12 protein-coding genes and 1 pseudogene are annotated in these 19,955 nt (G+C 71.1%); 6 read left to right on the top strand and 7 right to left on the bottom strand.

The genetic code is table 11. The annotated features are described in order from the left end of the window. Nucleotides 1-34 precede the first annotated feature (34 nt). Nucleotides 35-3,546: pseudogene (gene metH / locus NEH16_RS25835) on the bottom strand (methionine synthase). A 238-nt stretch (nt 3,547-3,784) separates the two neighbouring features. On the opposite strand from metH, the gene NEH16_RS25830 reads away from it, so the two are divergent. The 5 genes from NEH16_RS25830 to NEH16_RS25810 all read left to right on the top strand — a co-directional run bounded on the left by NEH16_RS25830 (nt 3,785) and on the right by NEH16_RS25810 (nt 9,565). Beyond that, a complete protein-coding gene (locus NEH16_RS25830) occupies nt 3,785-4,549 on the top strand; it encodes an IclR family transcriptional regulator (RefSeq protein ID WP_265547388.1) in 765 nt (254 codons plus the stop codon). Nucleotides 4,550-4,789: 240 nt separating this feature from the next. Continuing rightward, entirely contained in the window at nt 4,790-5,581 is a 792-nt protein-coding gene (locus NEH16_RS25825; protein WP_073967951.1) for an MIP/aquaporin family protein, read from the top strand. Nucleotides 5,582-5,623: 42 nt separating this feature from the next. Next, the gene (gene glpK, locus NEH16_RS25820; RefSeq protein WP_073967953.1) at nt 5,624-7,165 is read left to right on the top strand and encodes a glycerol kinase GlpK; all 1,542 of its coding nucleotides are present in this window, start codon (nt 5,624-5,626) and stop codon (nt 7,163-7,165) included. Between the two features lie 5 nt (nt 7,166-7,170). After that, a complete protein-coding gene (locus tag NEH16_RS25815) occupies nt 7,171-8,784 on the top strand; it encodes a glycerol-3-phosphate dehydrogenase/oxidase (protein WP_073967955.1) in 1,614 nt (537 codons plus the stop codon). Between the two features lie 109 nt (nt 8,785-8,893). Continuing rightward, nucleotides 8,894-9,565 (top strand): FadR/GntR family transcriptional regulator, encoded by a 672-nt coding sequence (locus tag NEH16_RS25810; RefSeq protein ID WP_265545226.1) that lies wholly within the window; start codon nt 8,894-8,896, stop codon nt 9,563-9,565. A gap of 108 nt (nt 9,566-9,673) precedes the next feature. On the opposite strand, the gene NEH16_RS25805 is transcribed toward NEH16_RS25810, so the two are convergent. The 5 genes from NEH16_RS25805 to NEH16_RS25785 are packed head-to-tail and all read right to left on the bottom strand — an operon-like array spanning nt 9,674 to nt 15,451. Beyond that, entirely contained in the window at nt 9,674-10,726 is a 1,053-nt protein-coding gene (locus tag NEH16_RS25805) for an ABC transporter permease (protein ID WP_265545225.1), read from the bottom strand. Then, the gene (locus NEH16_RS25800; protein ID WP_265545224.1) at nt 10,723-12,240 is read right to left on the bottom strand and encodes a sugar ABC transporter ATP-binding protein; all 1,518 of its coding nucleotides are present in this window, start codon (nt 12,238-12,240) and stop codon (nt 10,723-10,725) included. The genes NEH16_RS25805 and NEH16_RS25800 overlap by 4 nt, the downstream gene beginning before the upstream one ends. Nucleotides 12,241-12,242: 2 nt before the next feature. Beyond that, nucleotides 12,243-13,283, bottom strand: a complete 1,041-nt coding sequence (locus tag NEH16_RS25795; RefSeq protein ID WP_265545222.1) for a sugar ABC transporter substrate-binding protein — start codon at nt 13,281-13,283, stop codon at nt 12,243-12,245. A gap of 54 nt (nt 13,284-13,337) precedes the next feature. Beyond that, a complete protein-coding gene (locus NEH16_RS25790) occupies nt 13,338-14,117 on the bottom strand; it encodes an SDR family NAD(P)-dependent oxidoreductase (RefSeq protein ID WP_265545221.1) in 780 nt (259 codons plus the stop codon). Continuing rightward, the gene (locus NEH16_RS25785) at nt 14,114-15,451 is read right to left on the bottom strand and encodes an enolase C-terminal domain-like protein (RefSeq protein WP_265545220.1); all 1,338 of its coding nucleotides are present in this window, start codon (nt 15,449-15,451) and stop codon (nt 14,114-14,116) included. The genes NEH16_RS25790 and NEH16_RS25785 overlap by 4 nt, the downstream gene beginning before the upstream one ends. A 234-nt stretch (nt 15,452-15,685) precedes the next feature. Between NEH16_RS25785 and NEH16_RS25780 the strand changes: the two genes are divergently transcribed. Beyond that, complete coding sequence (locus NEH16_RS25780; protein WP_265545218.1) at nt 15,686-16,798, top strand: PAC2 family protein; 1,113 nt, start codon at nt 15,686-15,688, stop codon at nt 16,796-16,798. Nucleotides 16,799-16,858: 60 nt separating this feature from the next. On the opposite strand, the gene NEH16_RS25775 is transcribed toward NEH16_RS25780, so the two are convergent. Next, entirely contained in the window at nt 16,859-19,909 is a 3,051-nt protein-coding gene (locus NEH16_RS25775) for an NPCBM/NEW2 domain-containing protein (protein WP_265545216.1), read from the bottom strand. Between the last annotated feature and the right edge of the window lie 46 nt (nt 19,910-19,955).

Raw genomic sequence — 19,955 nt, 5'->3', positions numbered from 1 at the left:
CGACGTGATCGGCTACGACGCGTCGAACGGACTCTTACCGCGCGTTGAAGTACTTCGCCTCGGGGTGGTGGATGACGATCGCGTCGGTCGACTGCTCGGGGTGCAGCTGGAACTCCTCGGAGAGGTGGACGCCGATCCGCTCCGGCTGGAGCAGGTCCGCGATCTTGGCGCGGTCCTCCAGGTCCGGGCAGGCGCCGTAGCCGAGCGAGAAGCGCGCGCCCCGGTACTTCAGGGCGAACATGTCCTCGACCTCCGCCGGGTCCTCCCCCGCGAAGCCCAGCTCCGAGCGGACCCGGGCGTGCCAGTACTCGGCCAGCGCCTCGGCGAGCTGGACGGAGAGGCCGTGCAGCTCCAGGTAGTCGCGGTAGGCGTTGGCCTCGAAGAGCTTGGCGGTCTCGCCGCCGATCCTGGAGCCGACGGTGACGACCTGGAGGCCGACGACGTCCGTCTCGCCGGACTCCTCGGGGCGGAAGAAGTCCGCCAGGCAGAGGCGGCGGCCGCGGCGCTGGCGCGGGAAGGTGAAGCGGGTGCGCTCGGAGCCGTCCTCGTGGAGCAGGATCAGGTCGTCGCCCTTGGAGACGCAGGGGTAGTAGCCGTAGACGACGGCCGCTTCGAGCAGGTTCTCCGTCTGGAGGCGGTCGAGGAGGCCGCGCAGCCGCGGGCGTCCCTCGCTCTCGGCCAGCTCCTCGTACGTGGGTCCGTCGCCGGCCCTGGCCTGCTTGAGGCCCCACTGGCCCTTGAAGAGGGCGCCCTCGTCCAGCCAGGAGGCGTACTCCTTGAGCTGGATGCCCTTGACGACCCGGCTGCCCCAGAACGGCGGGGAGGGGACCGGGTTGGTGACGGAGACGTCGGAGCGGACGCCCTCCTCCGGCTCGGCCACCTCCAGGACGGCGGTGTCCCGCTTGGGGACGCGGCGCTGCTTCAGCTCGGGCAGCGTGGCGCCGGGCACGCCGCGCTTGACGGCGATGAGCGCGTCCATCAGGCGCAGGCCCTCGAAGGCGTCGCGCGCGTAGCGCACCTCGCCCTCGTAGATCTCGTGCAGGTCCTGCTCCACATAGGCGCGGGTGAGTGCGGCCCCGCCGAGGATGACCGGGTAGTCGGCGGCCAGCTTGCGCTGGTTCAGCTCCTCCAGGTTCTCCTTCATGATCACCGTGGACTTGACGAGGAGGCCGGACATCCCGATGACGTCGGCCTTGTGCTCCTCGGCGGCCTCCAGGATCGCGGAGACGGGCTGCTTGATGCCGATGTTGACGACGTTGAACCCGTTGTTGGAGAGGATGATGTCGACGAGGTTCTTGCCGATGTCGTGGACGTCGCCGCGGACGGTGGCCAGGACGATGGTGCCCTTGCCCTCGGCGTCCGACTTCTCCATGTGCGGTTCGAGGTAGGCGACCGCGCTCTTCATGACCTCGGCGGACTGGAGGACGAACGGCAGCTGCATCTGGCCGGAGCCGAACAGCTCACCGACGACCTTCATGCCCTCCAGGAGGGTGTTGTTGACGATGTCGAGCGCCGGCGTGTCCTTCAGCGCCTCGGAGAGGTCGTCCTCCAGGCCGTTCTTCTCGCCGTCGATGATCCGGCGCTGAAGCCGCTCGTCCAGCGGCAGGGCGGCCAGCTCCTCGGCCTTGCCCTCCTTGAGCGACTTCATGTTGACGCCCTCGAACAGCTCCATGAGCCTCTGGAGGGGTCGTAGCCCTCGGCGCGCCGGTCGTAGATCAGGTCCAGCGCGACCTTGACCTGCTCCTCCTCGAGGCGCGCGATCGGCAGGATCTTCGAGGCGTGCACGATCGCGGAGTCCAGCCCGGCCTTCACGCACTCGTCCAGGAAGACCGAGTTCAGCACGACGCGGGCGGCCGGGTTGAGGCCGAAGGAGATGTTGGAGAGGCCGAGCGTGGTCTGCACGTCCGGGTGGCGCTTCTTCAGCTCGCGGATCGCCTCGATGGTGGCGATGCCGTCCTTGCGGGACTCCTCCTGACCGGTGCAGATGGTGAAGGTCAGGGTGTCGATGAGGATGTCCGACTCCTGGATGCCCCAGGTGCCGGTCAGGTCCGCGATGAGCCGTTCGGCGATGGCGACCTTGTGCTCGGCCGTACGGGCCTGGCCCTCCTCGTCGATGGTCAGCGCGATGAGCGCCGCGCCGTGCTCGGCGGCCAGCTGGGTGACCTTGGCGAAGCGGGACTCGGGGCCGTCCCCGTCCTCGTAGTTGACGGAGTTGAGGACCGCGCGGCCGCCCAGCTTCTCCAGGCCCGCCCGGAGCACGGGCAGTTCCGTGGAGTCCAGGACGATCGGCAGGGTGGAGGCGGTGGCGAAGCGGCCGGCCAGCTCGTCCATGTCGGCGACGCCGTCGCGGCCCACGTAGTCGACGCACAGGTCGAGCATGTGCGCGCCCTCGCGGATCTGGTCGCGGGCCATCTCCACGCAGTCGTCCCAGCGGGCCTCCAGCATGGCCTCGCGGAACTTCTTGGACCCGTTGGCGTTCGTACGCTCACCGATCGCCAGGTACGCGGTGTCCTGGCGGAACGGGATGGTCTGGTAGAGCGAGGCGGCGCCGGGCTCGGGGCGCGGGTCGCGGGCGCCCGGGGCCGTGCCGCGTACCCGCTCGACGACCTGGCGCAGGTGCTCCGGGGTCGTCCCGCAGCAGCCGCCGACCAGCGAGAGGCCGTACTCCTGGACGAAGGTCTCCTGCGCGTCGGCCAGACCCTCGGCGTCGAGCGGGAAGTGCGCGCCGTCCTTGGTGAGGACCGGCAGTCCGGCGTTGGGCATGCAGAGCAGCGGGATGCGGGAGTGCCGGGTGAGGTAGCGCAGGTGCTCGCTCATCTCGTCCGGACCGGTCGAGCAGTTCAGGCCGATCATGTCGATGCCGAGGGGTTCCAGGGCGGTCAGGGCCGCGCCGATCTCGGAGCCGAGGAGCATGGTGCCGGTCGTCTCGAAGGCCAGGGAGCACAGCAGCGGGAGGTCGCTGCCGAGGGCGTCGAGGGCGCGGCGGGCGCCGAGGACGGCGGCCTTGGTCTGGAGGAGGTCCTGCGTCGTCTCCACGATCAGCGCGTCGGCGCCGCCGGCGATCAGGCCCTCGGCGTTCGCCTGGAAGCCGTCGCGGACGGTGGCGTACGCGATGTGGCCGAGGGTCGGCAGCTTGGTGCCGGGGCCCATGGAGCCGAGCACCCAGCGCTGCTCGCCGGTGGAGGAGGTGTACGCGTCGGCGACCTCGCGGGCGATGCGCGCACCGGCCTCGGACAGCTCGTGGACCCGCTCGGGAATGTCGTACTCACCGAGCGCCGCCGTGTTGGCCCCGAAGGTGTTGGTCTCGACGCAGTCCACGCCGACGGCGAAATACGCCTCGTGGACCGAGCGCACGATGTCCGGCCGGGTGAGGTTGAGGATCTCGTTGCAGCCTTCGAGGTTCTCGAAGTCCGCGAGCGTGGGGTCCTGGGCCTGGAGCATGGTGCCCATGGCGCCGTCGGCCACCACCACACGGGTGGCGAGCGCCTCACGGAGGGCTGCGGTTCGGTTCCGGCTGTCGGCGGAAGGGGTCGGCGACGAGGCCATGGATGTACTCCCTGGAATGCGACGGCTGTCGGCTTTGCGTCTTCGGCGGAAGGCGCACCCGGCCAGGGTAGCCGGGCCGCGACCTGGGCCGTCACTCTGTCCCACGAGCCGGACGGCATCCTGATGACGGGGGGATCCGGTGTCGCGGGGTGCTGCGGACTTCTCCCGCGGTCGAGCGCGGGTCGGCATCGGCCGATAGTGTTCAGCATTGTCGAACAAGGTGGAGGGGTACGGCGCGATGGCCAAGAACATCCAGTCGCTGGAGCGGGCGGCCGCGATGCTGCGCCTGCTGGCAGGCGGCGAGCGGCGGCTCGGGCTGTCCGACATCGCCTCCTCACTGGGCCTGGCCAAGGGCACCGCGCACGGCATCCTGCGCACCCTCCAGCACGAGGGCTTCGTGGAGCAGGACACCGCCTCCGGCCGCTACCAGCTGGGCGCGGAGCTGCTCCGCCTGGGCAACAGCTACCTCGACGTCCACGAGCTGCGGGCCAGGGCCCTGGTCTGGACGGACGACCTGGCCCGGTCCAGCGGCGAGAGCGTCCATCTCGGCGTGCTCCACCAACAGGGTGTCCTCATCGTCCACCACGTCTTCCGCCCCGACGACAGCCGCCAGGTCCTGGAGGTGGGCGCGATGCAGCCGCTGCACTCCACGGCCCTGGGCAAGGTGCTGTCCGCGTACGACCCGGTGGCGCACACCGAGGCGATGGAGGCGGAGCGGCAGCCGTTCACGCCCCGGACGGTGACCGGCGCCGAGGAGTTCGAGGGGGTGCTCGACCTGGTGCGGGCCCGGGGCTGGGGGTCCGACGTGGAGGAGACCTGGGAGGGCGTGGCCGCGGTGGCCGCGCCGATCCACGACCGGCGCCGGATGCCGGTGGGGGCCATAGCCGTCACGGGTGCGGTGGAGCGGGTCTGCAAGGACGGCGAGCTGCGTCCGGAGCTGGTCGCGGCGGTCCGCGACTGCGCCCGAGCGGTCTCGCGGGACCTGGGCGCCCGCCGCTTCTGAGCCGCCCGCGGACCCGGCCGGCTTCCCTCGTAACGATCGATTCGTACGTCACATCCCTCTTGACGCTGCCTTCACCCGGGAGAAACACTGCCGTTCACCGGTCGGCATTGTCGAACACTTAACGGATATTCGCGTTAGGGTGTGACGGTGCCCAGGGCCGGCCAAGCCCTCACACGAGGGCGCGGACCACCGGTGGGACCCGGGGTTCGGCTTCCTGGACGAAGGACAAAGGAGTCGCGGGTGTCCAGCTCCGACATCTTCATCGGCGAGACCATCGGTACCGCCGTACTCATCCTGCTCGGCGGCGGTGTCTGTGCCGCCGTCACGCTCAAGCACTCGAAGGCGCAGAACGCCGGCTGGGTCGCCATCACCTTCGGGTGGGGCTTCGCGGTACTGACCGGCGCGTATCTCGCCGGCGGCGTGTCGGGGGCGCATCTCAACCCGGCCGTCACCATCGGCCTGGCGATCGAGGGCGGCACCAAGTGGGGCGACGTACCGCTCTACCTCGCCTCCCAGCTCCTCGGCGCCATGATCGGCGCGGTGCTGGTGTGGCTCACCTACTACGGACAGTTCCGGGCGCACCTCACGGATCAGGACGTCCTGCGCGCCCACTCGGGTGAAGAGGGCATGGTCGACCAGGCCGCGGCCCCCAAGGCGGGGCCGGTCCTCGGTGTCTTCTCGACGGGCCCCGAGATCCGCAACGCGGTGCAGAACGTCCTCACCGAGGTCATCGCCACGGTCGTACTGGTGCTCGCCATCCTCACCCAGGGCCTCAACGACGACGGCAACGGGCTCGGCACGCTGGGCGCGCTGATCACCGCCCTGGTCGTCGTCGGCATCGGCCTGTCGCTCGGCGGGCCGACGGGGTACGCGATCAACCCGGTGCGCGACCTCGGTCCGCGTATCGTGCACGCGCTGCTTCCGCTGCCGAACAAGGGCGGCTCCGACTGGGGCTACGCATGGGTCCCGATCGTCGGCCCCCTGATCGGCGGCGCGCTCGCGGGCGGCCTCTACAACCTCGCGTTCGCCTGATCCGCCCCCACACCACACCGCACAGACCTCCGGGAGCACACCGTGACCGACGCACACACCACCGGCAGCCACGGCGCAGGGCCGTTCATCGCGGCCATCGACCAAGGCACGACCTCCAGCCGCTGCATCGTCTTCGACAAGGACGGGCGGATCGTCTCCGTCGACCAGAAGGAGCACGAGCAGATCTTTCCCAAGCCGGGCTGGGTCGAACACGACGCGGCCGAGATCTGGACGAACGTCCAGGAAGTCGTCGCCGGGGCGATCTCCAAGGCCGGCATCACCGCCGCCGACGTCAAGGCGATCGGCATCACCAACCAGCGCGAGACCACCCTGCTGTGGGACAAGCACACCGGTGAGCCCGTCCACAACGCCATCGTCTGGCAGGACACCCGCACGGACGCGCTCTGCAAGGAGCTCGGGCGCAACGTCGGCGCGGACCGCTTCCGCCGCGAGACCGGGCTGCCGCTCTCCTCGTACTTCGCCGGGCCGAAGGCGCGCTGGCTGCTCGACCACGTCGACGGGCTGCGCGAGCGGGCCGAGCGGGGCGACATCCTCTTCGGCACCATGGACTCCTGGGTCATCTGGAACCTGACCGGCGGCACCGACGGCGGCGTCCACGTCACCGACGTCACCAACGCCTCGCGGACGCTCCTGATGAACCTGCACACCATGCAGTGGGACGAGAAGATCTGTTCCTCCATCGGCGTGCCGACGGCCGTGCTGCCCGAGATCCGGTCCTCCTCCGAGGTCTACGGCACCACCAAGGGCGGCGTGCTCGACGGGGTGCCGGTGGCCTCCGCGCTGGGCGACCAGCAGGCGGCGCTGTTCGGCCAGACCTGCTACTCCGAGGGCGAGGCCAAGTCCACGTACGGCACCGGCACCTTCATGCTGATCAACACCGGTGAGACGCCCGTCAACTCGTACAACGGGCTGCTGACGACGGTCGGCTACCGGATCGGCGACCAGAAGGCGGTGTACGCCCTGGAGGGGTCGATCGCCGTCACCGGTTCGCTGGTGCAGTGGATGCGCGACCAGATGGGGCTGATCCAGTCCGCGGCCGAGATCGAGACGCTGGCCTCCTCGGTGGAGGACAACGGCGGCGCGTACTTCGTGCCCGCGTTCTCCGGCCTGTTCGCCCCGTACTGGCGCCCCGACGCCCGCGGTGTGATCGCCGGCCTCACCCGCTACGTCACCAAGGCGCACATCGCCCGCGCCGTGCTCGAAGCCACCGCCTGGCAGACCCGTGAGATCAGCGACGCCATGACGAAGGACTCCGGCGTCGAGCTGACCGCGCTCAAGGTCGACGGCGGCATGACCTCCAACAACCTGCTGATGCAGACGCTCGCCGACTTCCTGGACGCGCCCGTGGTGCGGCCGATGGTCGCCGAGACCACCTGCCTCGGCGCCGCCTACGCCGCCGGCCTGGCCGTCGGCTTCTGGCCGGACACCGACGCGCTGCGCGCCAACTGGCGCCGCGCCGCCGAGTGGACCCCCCGCATGGACGCGGACACCCGCGCCCGCGAGTACAAGAGCTGGCTCAAGGCCGTGGAACGCACCATGGGCTGGCTCGAAGACGAGGAGTAGAGAACATGACCACTCTGCAGAGCGTCCCCGCACTCGGGACGCATCCGGCCTCCGGCTCCCTCCCGAGCCGCGCCGAGACCCGGGAGCAGCTCTCCAAGGCGACGTACGACCTCCTGGTGATCGGCGGCGGCATCCTGGGCATCTCCACCGCCTGGCACGCCGCGCAGTCCGGGCTGCGGGTGGCCCTGGTGGACGCCGGTGACTTCGCCGGCGCCACCTCCTCCGCCTCCTCCAAGCTGCTCCACGGCGGTCTGCGCTACCTCCAGACCGGTGCGGTGAAGCTGGTGGCGGAGAACCACTTCGAGCGCCGTGCGGTCTCCCGCCAGGTCGCCCCGCACCTGGCCAACCCGCTCACCTTCTACCTGCCGGTGTACAAGGGCGGGCCGCACGGCGCGGCGAAGCTCGGCGCGGGCGTGTTCGCGTACTCGGCGCTGTCCGCCTTCGGCGACGGCGTCGGCCATGTGATCAGCCCGGCGCGGGCGGCGCGCGATGTGCCGGAGCTGCGTACCGAGAACCTGCGCGCGGTCGCGGTGTACGGCGACGACCAGATGAACGACGCGCGGATGGCGCTGATGACGGTCCGGGCGGCCGTCGACGCGGGCGCCGTGGTGCTGAACCACGCGGCGGTGACCGGGCTGCGGTTCACCCGGGGCCGGGTGACGGGCGCGGAGCTGCGGGACTCCATGGACGGTACGGAGTTCGGGGTGACCGCCCGCCTGGTACTGAACGCGACCGGGCCGTGGGTGGACCACCTGCGGAAGATGGAGGACCCGAACGCGGCGCCCTCCATACGCCTGTCCAAGGGCGCCCACCTGGTGCTGAAGCGGACCCGGCCGTGGAAGGCCGCGCTGGCCACGCCGATCGACAAGTACCGCATCACGTTCGCCCTGCCGTGGGAGGACATGCTGCTCCTCGGCACGACGGACGAGGAGTACGAGGGCGACCCGGCGGATGTCGCGGTGACCGAGAAGGACACCGCGCAGATCCTGGACGAGGCCGCGTTCTCGGTCCGCGACCAGCAGCTCTCCCGGGACCTGATCACGTACTCCTTCGCCGGTCTGCGGGTGCTGCCCGGCGGGCCCGGGGACACCTCGAAGGCCAAGCGCGAGACGGTCGTGACGGAGGGCCGGGGCGGGATGCTGTCGGTGGCCGGCGGCAAGTGGACGACCTTCCGCCACATCGGCCGTACGGTGATGAACAAGCTGGCCGCGCTGCCCGGGCACCCGTTGGCGGAGGACATGGAGCCGATGGCCCGGCTGCCCAGGAAGCTGCCGCTGCCCGGGATCGCCTCGCCGAACGCGGTGGCGCACCGGCTGCTGGTGGACGGCGGGACGCCCGGTCCCCGGATGGCCGCCGACACGGCGCGCCATCTGGCCACGCACTACGGTTCGCTCGCGTTCGACATCGCCCGGCTGGCCAACGAGAACCCGGCGCTGGCCGAGCGGATCCACCCGGACGCGCCGGAGGTCTGGGCGCAGGTCGCCTACGCCCGGGACCACGAGTGGGCCGAGACCGCGGACGACGTGCTGCGGCGGCGGACGACGCTGACGATCCGGGGCCTGGCGACGGACGAGGTCCGGGCCGGTGTGGAGAAGATGCTCGGCGAGCGGCGCGGCTGAGCGGAGACGGGCCGGGCGGCCGGGCGGACCGTGAGACGGTCCGACGGTCGTACCGGCCTTCTTCGTGCCCGCATAATGGGGCGATACATCGGATGTATGGAGGTCGCCCATGGCTGTCACCGACGAGGCCATCGAGAAGATCAAGGGAATGATCGTCTCGGGTGCGCTTCGGCCCGGCGATCGTCTCCCCAAGGAGAGCGAACTCGCCTCGGAGCTGGGGCTTTCCCGCAACTCGCTGCGGGAGGCGGTGCGCGCGCTGTCACTGATCCGCATTCTCGACGTCCGCCAGGGCGACGGCACGTATGTGACGAGCCTCGACCCGCAGCTGCTCCTGGAGGCGCTGAGCTTCGTCGTGGACTTCCACCGGGACGACACCGTGCTGGAGTTCCTGGCGGTGCGCCGGATCCTGGAGCCCGCCGCGACGGCGATGGCGGCGAGCCGGATCAGCGAGGAGCAGTTGGACGTGCTGAGCGCGCAGCTCGACGCGCTGGGCGAGCATCCTTCGGTGGAGGAGCTGGTCGCCTGCGACCTGGACTTCCACCGGGGCATCGTGCAGTCGTCGGGCAATTCGGTGCTGTGCTCGCTGCTGGACGGGCTCTCGGGGCCGACGACGCGGGCGCGGGTGTGGCGGGGGCTGACGCAGGAGGACGCGGTGAGCCGGACGCTGCATGAGCATCGGGCGATTCTGGCGGCGTTGCGGGATCGGGACGCGGAGGCGGCTCGGGCTTGGGCGACGGTGCATGTGGCGAGCGTGGAGCAGTGGCTGCGGTCCACGCTGTGACCGTGTCGGGGCTCCGCCCCGGACCCCGCTCCTCAATCGCCGGAGGGGCTTGAAAAGAAGCGCCGGACGGGCTGGAGGAGCCCGTCCGGCGCTTGAGGACCAAGAGGTTCAGTCCTGCTTCTCGCCGCTCGCGAAGCGGGAGATGATCAGGGCGACGATGATGATCGCGCCGTTCAGGAACTGGTTCCAGAGGGCCGGGACGCCGCCCAGGGTCATGACGTTGACGACCAGTTGGAGCGTCAGTACGCCGGTGAGGGCGCCGAACAGCGTGCCCCGGCCGCCCTTGAGGCTGATGCCGCCGATCACCGCGGCGGCGAACACCTGGAAGATCCAGCCGTCGCCCTGGGTGGCCGCGACCGCCCCGTAGTGGCCGGTGTAGAGGATGCCGGCGAAGGCGGCGAGCAGGCCGCCGATGGCGAGGACGATCCAGGTGACCCGGTCGACGCGGATGCCGGCCGCGCGGGCCGCCTCCGGGTTGCCCCCGATCGCGTACAGCGCGCGTCCGTGGCGCAGCCAGGCGAGCGCGGCGCCGCCGATCGCGAAGAGGACCAGGCAGATCCAGACGGCGGCCGGGACCCCGAACCACTCGCTCTTGCCGAGGTAGCGGAAGGACTCCGGCACATCGGTGATGGACTTGCCCTCGGTGATGCCGATGTGCAGGCCGCGCAGCATCGTGAGCATGCCGAGCGTGGCGATGAAGCCGTTGACCCGGAGCTTCAGCATCAGGAAGCCGTTGACGGCGCCGATCGCCAGCCCGACCAGCAGGCAGAGCGGGATGGCGGACCAGGTCGGGAGCAGCCCGAGGCCGGCGAAGCGGCCGCCCTCGGTGGGCAGCACCAGCCACATGGCGACGACCGGCGCGATGCCGATCGTGGACTCCAGCGAGAGGTCCATCCGTCCGCAGATGAGGATCAGGGCCTGGCCGAGGACGAGCAGGCTCAGCTCGGACGACTGCTGGACGACGCTGATCAGGTTGTCGGAGGTGAGGAAGACCGGCGAGACGATGAAGCCGATCAGCATCAGCACCAGGATCACCGGCACCAGCGAGAAGTCGCTCCACCGGATCAGCTTGAGCCTGCTCAGCGGGGTGTCCCCGCCCGGGGAGCCCTTGAGCGCCGTGTCGAAGTCGTCGGCCGTGGACGGCCGTACCGTGCCGGTCATTCCCTCTCCCCCACACCTTCCATGGCGGCGACGAGTTCCCCGTCGGTCCACCCGCTGTCGAACGTTGCGACGACCCGCCCGTGGAAGAGGGCGAGGACCCGGTCGCAGACCCGTAGGTCGTCCAGTTCGTCCGAGACGACGACGGCCGCGTTGCCCGCGTCGGCGACCCGGCGTACGACTCCGAGGAGCGCGTCCTTGGACTTGACGTCCACGCCCGCCGTGGGCCGGACCGCCACGAGCACGCTGGGGTCGCGGGCCAGCGCGCGGCCGACGACGACCTTCTGCTGGTTGCCGCCGGAGAGCCCGGAGACCGGCTGTTCGGGGCCCTGGGTCTTGATGTCGAGCGAGGCGATCATGGACCGGGCGAACTGCCGGGTACGGGAGGGCAGGACGGTTCCCCAGGGGCCCAGCTGGTCCGCGACCGTCAGCGTGGCGTTCTCCGCGACGCTGCGCTCCGGGACGAGCCCCTGGTCGTGCCGGTCCTCCGGGATGTAGCCGATCCCGGCGGCCAGCGCGTCCGGCACGCTGCCCGCGCGTACGGCCCTGCCGCGCACCCGGACCGTGCCGCCGCCCGCCTTGCGCATCCCGGCCAGCACCTCACCGACGGCGGTGTTGCCGCTGGCCGCCGCCCCGGCCAGGCCCAGCACCTCGCCGGGGCGCACCTGGAGGTCCAGGGGCTCGAACCGGCCGGGGAGGCTCAGCTGTTCGGTGGTCAGGACGGGTTCGGCGGTCGCGTCGGGGGCCGTTTCGCCGGCCGCGTGCCAGGCGGTGGCACCGGCCGCCCGCTCGCCGGTCATCGCGGCGACCAGGTCCTCCTTGGCGACCTCGGTGACGGGGGCGGTCAGGACGTGGCGGGCGTCGCGGTAGACGGTGACCGCGGTGCACAGCTCGTACACCTCCTGGAGGTGGTGCGAGATGAAGAGGAACGCCACACCCTGGCCCTGGAGTTCCCGGAGCTTGTCGAAGAGCCGCGCGATGCCCCGGGCGTCCAGCTGGGCGGTCGGCTCGTCCAGGACGATGAGCCGGGCGCCGAAGGACAGCGCGCGGGCGATCTCCACGAACTGCCGCTGCTCGACCGCGAGGTCGCGCGCCCGGGTGTTCGGGTCGACCTCGACGCCGTACGCGGCGAGCAGCCGTTCGGCCCGCTTGCGGAGCCTGCCCCAGCTGATCCAGCGGGCGTTCTCCTCGAACCGGTTGAGGAAGAGGTTCTCGGCGACGGTGAGGTCGGGGACGACCATGGACTTCTGGTAGACGCAGGCGACCCGGGACTGCCAGGCCGTGGTGTCCCCGAAGGCGGGGGCGGGCTCGCCGCCGAAGGTGACGGTGCCGGCGTCCGCCTTGTGGAGGCCGGTGAGGACGCCGACCAGGGTCGACTTGCCGGCGCCGTTGCGGCCGACGAGCGCGTGGGACTCGCCGGGCCGCACGGTGAGCTTCACCCCGTCGAGCGCCACGGTCGGCCCGAAGCGCTTGACGACGCCTTCCGCCTGTACGGCGGGTGGTGCTGCCTGGTCCATGGCTAGCTCTTCTTCTCCAGCTGGTTGGCCCACAGCTTCGGGTCGTCCACGTTCTCCTTGGTCACCAGGGGTGCGGGGAGCTGGTCCTCGTAGCCGTTGGGGATCTTGATGATGGTGGAGTCGTGGTCCGTGGGGCCCTCCTTGAACGTCTTGCCGTCGAGGGCCGCCTTCGCGTAGTACAGCGCGTACTTCGCGTACAGGTCGGCGGGCTGGGAGATGGTGGCGTCGATCTTCCCGGCGCGGATGGCGTCGAACTCCTCGGGGATGCCGTCGTTGGAGATGATGGTGATGTGGCCGTCCGTGCCGGCGGGCTTCAGCAGCTTCTTCTGTTCCAGGAGCGCCAGGGTGGGCTGGAGGAAGACGCCGCCGGCCTGCATGTAGATGCCGTCGATGTCGGGGTGGGCGGCCAGCGTGGACTGGAGCTTCGCGGAGGCGACGTCGCCCTTCCAGTCGGTGGCCAGCTCGAACACCTGGATGTCCGGGTAGTCCTTGTCCATGCACGCCTTGAACGCCTCGGAGCGGTCGCGGCCGTTGATGGAGGACAGGTCGCCCTGGAACTCGACCACCTTGCCCTTGCCCTTCAGCTGCTCGCCTAGGTACTTGCAGGCGTTGGTGCCGTACGCCTTGTTGTCGGCGCGCACCACCATGTAGATGTCGCCCTTGTCCGGGCGGGTGTCGACACTGACGACGGGGATCTTCTTCTCGTTGAGCGTGTTGAGCGATTCGGCTATCGCTCCGGTGTCCTGGGGGGCCATCACGACGGCCTTGGCGCCCTGGTCGGTGAAGGTCTGGACGTTGGCGACGAGCTTGCCGATGTCGTTCTGCGAGTTGGTCAGCGGGAGCGCGGAGACCTCGCCGTCCTTGACGCCCTTCTTGATGTAGTTCTGGTAGGAGTTCCAGAAGTCGCTGTCGCTGCGCGGCAGGTCGATGCCGACCTTGCCGCCGCCCGCGCCGCCGTCCGACGACTCGCGGTTGCAGCCCGCGAGGGCGGTCACGGCCAGCAGTACGGCACAGGCTGCCGCACTCCTCGTACGCACTCTCATTGGTGTCCCGTTCCTTTGTGGGGTCGCGGCTCGGTCGGCATTCGCGGTGCGGGTTCAGTTGTCCGCGGGGCGCAGGCGCAGGCCCTGCATCCCGCCGTCGACGGCCAGGGCGGTGCCCGTCACGGAGGCCGCGGCGGGGCTCGCGAGGTAGCCGATCGCGGCGGCCACCTCGTCGGCGGAGACCAGCCGGCCCAGCGGCTGGCGGGCGTTCAGCGCGGCGCGTTCGGCGGCCGGGTCGTCCGCCCGGTCCAGCAGCCGCCCGATCCACGGGGTGTCGGCGGTGCCCGGGTTGACGCAGTTGACGCGGACGCCCTCGCGGACGTGGTCGGCGGCCATGGCGAGGGTGAGCGCGAGGACGGCGCCCTTGCTCGCGCTGTACAGGGCGCGCTGGGGCAGCCCGGCGGTCGCGGCGATGGAGCAGGTGTGCGTGATGGATACGGCTCCGGGGCGCTCGGCGGCCGCCCGGCGCAGGTGGGGCAGGGCGTGCCGGGCGGCGCGGACCATGCCGAGCACGTTGATGTCGAGGACCCGGGCCCATTCGGCGTCGTCGTTGTCCGTGACGGTGCCGATGGCGCCGATGCCCGCGTTGGAGACGAGGGTGTGCAGGGAGCCCATGGTGGCGGCGGCCCGGTCCACCCCGGCGCGCACGGCGGCGTCGTCGGTGACGTCGGCCTCGACGGCGAGGGCGCCGGCGGGGGTGCCCGTGGTGTCCCGGTCGAGGACGGCGACCTGCGCGCCGCGCTCCAGGAGCAGGGCGGTGACGGCGGCCCCGATGCCGGAGGCGCCGCCGGTCACCAGGGCGTTCATCCCCTCGAAGTCGCGTGTGCCGGTCATCGGCTCTCCTCCTTCTCGTGGCGCCGGGCCTGCCAGACGGGGCCCTGCGGGTAGCGGTGTGCGGCGATGGACTCGGGGCGCATCCCGGCCGAGAAGCCGGGGGCCGCCGGGGCGGTGTAGCGGCCGTTCACGAGGACGACCGGGTCGGTGAAGTGCTCGTGGAGGTGGTCGACGTACTCGATCACCCGGTCCTCGCGGGTGCCGGAGACGGCCACGTAGTCGAACATCGAGAGGTGCTGGACGAGTTCGCAGAGCCCGACGCCGCCCGCGTGCGGGCAGACCGGGATGCCGTACTTGGCGGCGAGCAGCAGGATCGCCAGGTTCTCGTTGACCCCGGCGACGCGTGCGGCGTCGATCTGGACGAAGTCGACGGCCCCGGCCTGGAGGAGCTGCTTGAACACGACCCGGTTGGCGACGTGTTCGCCGGTGGCGACCTTCACCGGCTGTCCGGCGCGCACGGCGGCGTGGCCGAGTACGTCGTCGGGGCTGGTGGGCTCCTCGATCCAGTGCGGGTCGTAGGGGGCGAGCGCGGTCATCCAGGCGACGGCGTCGGCCACGTCCCAGCGCTGGTTGGCGTCGACGGCGATCCGGACACCGGGTCCGACCGCCTCGCGGGCGAGCGCCATGCGGCGGACGTCGTCCTCGACCCGGCCGCCGACCTTGAGCTTGATCTGGGTGAAGCCGTCGGCGACGGCCTGCTTGGCGAGCCGGACCAGCTTGTCGTCGGAGTAGCCGAGCCAGCCGGGCGAGGTGGTGTACGCGGGGTAGCCCTCGGCGCGCAGCCGGGCCGCGCGTTCGGCGCGTCCCGGTTCGGCGGCGCGCAGGACGGCCAGCGCCTCGTCGGGGGTGAGGGCGTCGGTGAGGTAGCGGAAGTCCACGAGCGAGACCAGCTCCTCCGGGGTCATTCCGGCCAGGAACTCCCAGACGGGTCTGCCCGCCAGCTTGGCCGCCAGGTCCCAGGCGGCGTTGACCACCGCACCGGCCGCCATGTGCATCACGCCCTTCTCGGGGCCGAGCCACCGGAGTTGGGAGTCGTGCGTGAGGTCCCGGTACAGGGCGCCGAGGTCGGCGGCCGTACGGGGCACGGGGCGCCCGGACAGATAGGGGCGCAGGGCCTCGATCGCGGCAGCCATGACCTCGTTGCCGCGGCCGATGGTGAAGCAGAAGCCGTGGCCCTCGACCGGCTCGCCGTCCGCGTCGGCGGCGTCGGTCCGCAGGACGACATAGGCGGCCGAGTAGTCGGGGTCGGGGTTCATGGCGTCCGAGCCGTCCAGTTGTTCCGAGGTCGGAAAACGGATGTCGTGCACCTCGAAATCCGTGACGGTCTGACTCATGCGCGCCCCCAGGAGGAAATAACATCGGACCTCTGTTCCGGTCATCCGATGTATAGCCGCCTCCGAGCCCACAAGTCCAGAGAGAGACGCGAATTTTCCGCCGACAGCTCGGATGTATAGAGCGTGTGGTTGCCCTACCGCATGACCACCCGGCCGTGCACGGGGGCTGCGGTCCGGGAGGCCGCAGGCCGTAAGGTTGGTCCGTACGCAAGGGAACTTCGGAAGGAGGCTGGGGTGATCGAGCTCGAGGGCGTGCCCGAGCTGATCGACCCGGTCATGGTGGCCGCGTTCGAGGGGTGGAACGACGCCGGTGACGCCGCCTCCACAGCGGTCGCGCATCTGGACCGGGAGTGGAAGGGCGAGGTGTTCGCGGCGCTGGACGCCGAGGACTACTACGACTTCCAGGTCAACCGCCCGACGGTGTGGCTGGACAACGGGGTACGCAAGATCACCTGGCCGACGACCCGGCTCTCCGTGGTCCGCGTCGGCGGGGACAAGCCCCGCGATCTGGTCCTGGTCCGGGGCATCGAACCGTCCATGCGCTGGCGCTCGTTCTGCAACGAGCTGCTGGGCTTCGCGCACGAGCTGGGCGTCGAGATGGTGGTGGTGCTCGGTGCGCTGCTCGGCGACACCCCGCACACCCGCCCGGTCCCGGTCAGCGGGGTGACGTCCGACCCCGATCTGGCGCGCACCATGGACCTGGAGGAGACCAGGTACGAGGGCCCGACCGGCATCGTCGGCATCCTCCAGGAGGCGTGCACGCATGCCGGGGTGCCCGCGGTGAGCCTGTGGGCCGCGGTGCCGCACTATGTGTCGCAGCCGCCCAACCCCAAGGCGACCCTGGCCCTGCTGAACCGTCTCGAGGACCTGCTCGGGCTGCGCATCCCGCTCGGCGAGCTGCCGGAGGACGCGCGGGCGTGGCAGGTCGGCGTCGACCAACTGGCCGCCGAGGACAGCGAGGTGGCCGAGTACGTGCAGACCCTCGAGGAGGCCCGGGACACCGCCGAGCTGCCCGAGGCGAGCGGCGAGGCGATCGCCCGGGAGTTCGAGCGCTATCTGCGCCGCCGCGACCCCGGCCCCGGGCAGCCGCCCGGCGGCCATGCCACGGAGAGCGGGGACGCGACGTACCTCCGGGACACGTCGAGCGGCCGGACGAGACCGCCGAAGCCGGTGCGGCCGGAGGCCGGTCCCGGGCAGCCGGGCGGTCCGGGGCAGCCGGGCGGTCCGGGGCAGCCGGGTCCCGTACGGCCGCCGTCCGAGGGGCCCGAGGACGGCGCGGAGGACAGCCGTACGGACGACAGCGATCCGCGCACGGGCGACGACGGGTCCGACGACTCCCAGGACTGAGCGCGGCACGGAGCCGGGCGGGTGCGAACCCGCCCGGCTCCCGCGCTGTGCGACCGTCATTCAGGAGCAGACGAAGCGCGCCGCGCCCCAGTCGCCGTGGTCACCGGTCTTGGACCCGTTCGTGTCCGTGACCTTCAGGCGTACGTGCCGCGCCCCGTCGAGCGCCACGTCGACCGGTACGGTCTCCGACGCCCCGGTCACCTTCGGCGAGGTCCACAGCACCTTGCCGTCGGCCTCCACGGAGAACGCGACCTCGCCGTACCCGTTGATCTCGTCGTCGATTCCGGCGTCCGCGGTGAACCGGGAGCACTTGCCGCCGAGGTAGACCTCGATGTCGGAGTCGGCGTGGGTGCCGATCCCCTTCTCGTACGTCTTCCCGGCCAGCGTGAGCGGGTGCCCGTCCGCCGCGCCCGACTCGCCGTTGCTGCGGTCGCGTTCGGCGGGGCCGTAGCCGTTGGTCGCGGTCAGCCACTCCATGTCGCTCGCCCAGGTCTCACCGGTGGGCGGGGCCGGCATGACGGAGACCGCCAGCCGCTCGGTGGCGGTGCGGGACTCGCCGGCCGCCCGGTACCGCGCGAGGGCGGTCAGCCGCTGCTCGCCCGCCTCGGCGTCCTTCGCCGGGGTGACCCGGATCTCGACGCGGCGGGTGGTGCCCGCCGGTATCCGCTTCACGGGCGCGGCGGGGGTGGCCTGCCAGCCCTTCGGGACGTCGAGCGTGACGGACGCGTCCGTGACGTCGGCCTTGCCCGCGGTGACGTCGACGGCGACGGTGCTCGGGGCGCCCGCGCCGGTCTCCTGGCCGCGCGGGGCGGTGACGGAGGCCGTGGCGGCGGCGTTCCGGCCGCCGACCGCGCTGGTGTGCTTGAGCTTCACGGAGAACTTCCGGTCCGTGGGCAGCGGTGCGGTCTTGATCTTCACCACGCCGCCCCGGTCGTCCCGGTCGTAGAACCAGCCCTGCTTCGCCTTCGCGTACGCGGCGGCCGAGCTGAGCCGGGGCAGCTTGCCCTTCAGCTGGACCGCGCTCGGCTCCGAGCCGGTGTGCACGGTGAACTCGTACGGGCGGCTGCTCTGCTTGCCCTGGAACGTGCCCTTGCTCGCGCCGATGTCCACGGTCACGTCGCCCGAGCCCCGGGAGGGGGCGCGGACGTCGGCGGTCTGGGTGGCGTACGCGCCGTCGCGGTGCTCACGGGTGACGCCGTCGTCCTCGTACAGCGTGAACGAGGAGCGGCCCTGCGGGTAGATGTCCCAGGCCAGCGGGGAGGAGGCGGTGCGGTCGGTGTACGAGCGGATGCCCGGCCACATCGGCACGCTCGCCCCGGCCTTCACGAACAGCGGCAGGGTGTCGAGCGGGGCGCTGTAGTCGTCGAGGGTGACGGGGCCCTGGTAGGTGCGCCCGGTCCAGTAGTCGGTCCAGGTGCCCTTCGGCAGGTAGATGCCGTCGCGCTCGGTGCTGTCCTGGTAGACCGGGGCGACGAGGAAGTCCTCGCCCGACATGAACTCGTACTTCGCGGCGTCGGTCGCGGCCTTCGGGTCGTCCGGGTACTCCAGGACCAGCGGGCGGACCATGCCGACGCCGGTCTTCGTCGCCTCGTGGGCGTAGGAGTACTGGTAGGGCAGCAGCGACTCCTTGAGCTTGAGGTAGTCGCGGTTGATGGAGGTGTACGGCTCGCCGTAGCGGAAGGGCTGCTTGTCGCTGGCCGCCCAGCCGTCCATGGTCATCGTGGTCCCCAGGAACATCTTCCACTGGAGGTCGCGGGTGTACGTCTTGGCGCTGCCGCCGAAGATGCCGTCGACGTCGCCCGTGGTGTAGGCGAGGCCGGACATCGTGGCGCCCGCGTAGGTCGGGATCTGCCAGCGGATGTAGTCCCAGGTGCCGTACTGGTCGCCGGACCACTGGACGCCGCAGCGCTGTGCGCCGGACCAGCTCTCAGGGGCGTAGGTGAAGCCGCGTGCGTCGCTGTTGGCCTCGATGCCCGCGTAGGCGTCCTTGCAGCCGTCGAGCGCGAACTTGTAGCCGTCGCCCACCCAGGCGACGTCCAGCTTGGCCACGCGCTGCCCGGCCTTCACCTGGTCGGCCAGCTTGTCGATGCCGTCCTCGGTCCAGAGGCCGGCCTGCATGCCCCGGTCCTGGAGGCCCTTCGCGGTCTCGGCGAGATTCTCGTAACCGCAGCCGTAGCCGTCGTTGACGAGCATCCAGCCGTTGGGCATGTCGTTCTCGAGGTAGCCGTCGGCGACCTTCAGCGCGTCCAGAGTGTGGCGCTCGCCCCGGTTGGCGTTGTGCAGATAGCAGTCGGCGTCACCGATCTCCATGCCGTAGACGGGCGGCAGGAAGGGCTTCCCGGTGAGCTGCGTGTACTGGCCGATGACGTCCTTGGCGCTGTCACCGGCGAAGTAGTACGCGTCGAAGCGCCGCTCCTTCTCGCTGGTGGTCACCGGGTCGTTGAAGGCGTAGGTGCCGGGCGCGAAGGTGTTGCGGAAGACGCCGTAGCCGGCCGACGAGAGGTAGAACGGCACCGAGTTGGGGTGGCCGCCGTCGTCCCAGTTGTAGTCGACGCCCACCTCGACGGTCTTGCCGCGGTGCGAGGTGTTGCCCCGGCCGTTCTGCATGCCGGCGCCGTAGAACTGCTCGTCGGCGCCGCGCGCCAGGGTCTGGGTGGTCTGCTCGGCGTCCCAGCTGAGCCCCTTGGCCTCGGACCAGACCCGGCTGCCGTCGGCCCGGTACAGGGCGAACCGCAGAGGCGACTTGTAGACACGGAGGGTGACGCTCCGGGTGGACAGCTCGTAGCGGTCGCCGCGCTCCTTCCAGCGGGTGCGGGGCGGGGTGCCCTGCGGGAGCACGATGGCGTCGCCGGCCGGGTCCTCGAAGGTGCCGTCGGGGGCGAGTTCGATGCGGAAGGTCTCCTCGGAGACGAAGCTGACCCGGGCCTTCGCCGCCCCCGCCGTCAGGCGGTACACGGCCCCGTCGGCCGCGAAGCCGGTGAGGTCCCCGACCGTCGTCCCGGCGGGCTCCGCCGTGTCGTCGGCGCGGGCGGCGCCCGGTCCGGTGAGTGCGGCGAGGAGTCCCAGCAGCGCTGCAACTACCGCCGATCTGATGCGCGTTGATGATTGCATAGAGCGCTTTTAGCGCAGCACCGAGCATTTGACCATGGACAAAACG

Source organism: Streptomyces drozdowiczii (assembly GCF_026167665.1).
In the GTDB taxonomy this organism is placed as follows: domain Bacteria; phylum Actinomycetota; class Actinomycetes; order Streptomycetales; family Streptomycetaceae; genus Streptomyces; species Streptomyces drozdowiczii_A.
This window is presented reverse-complemented; position numbering and strand designations above follow the sequence as displayed.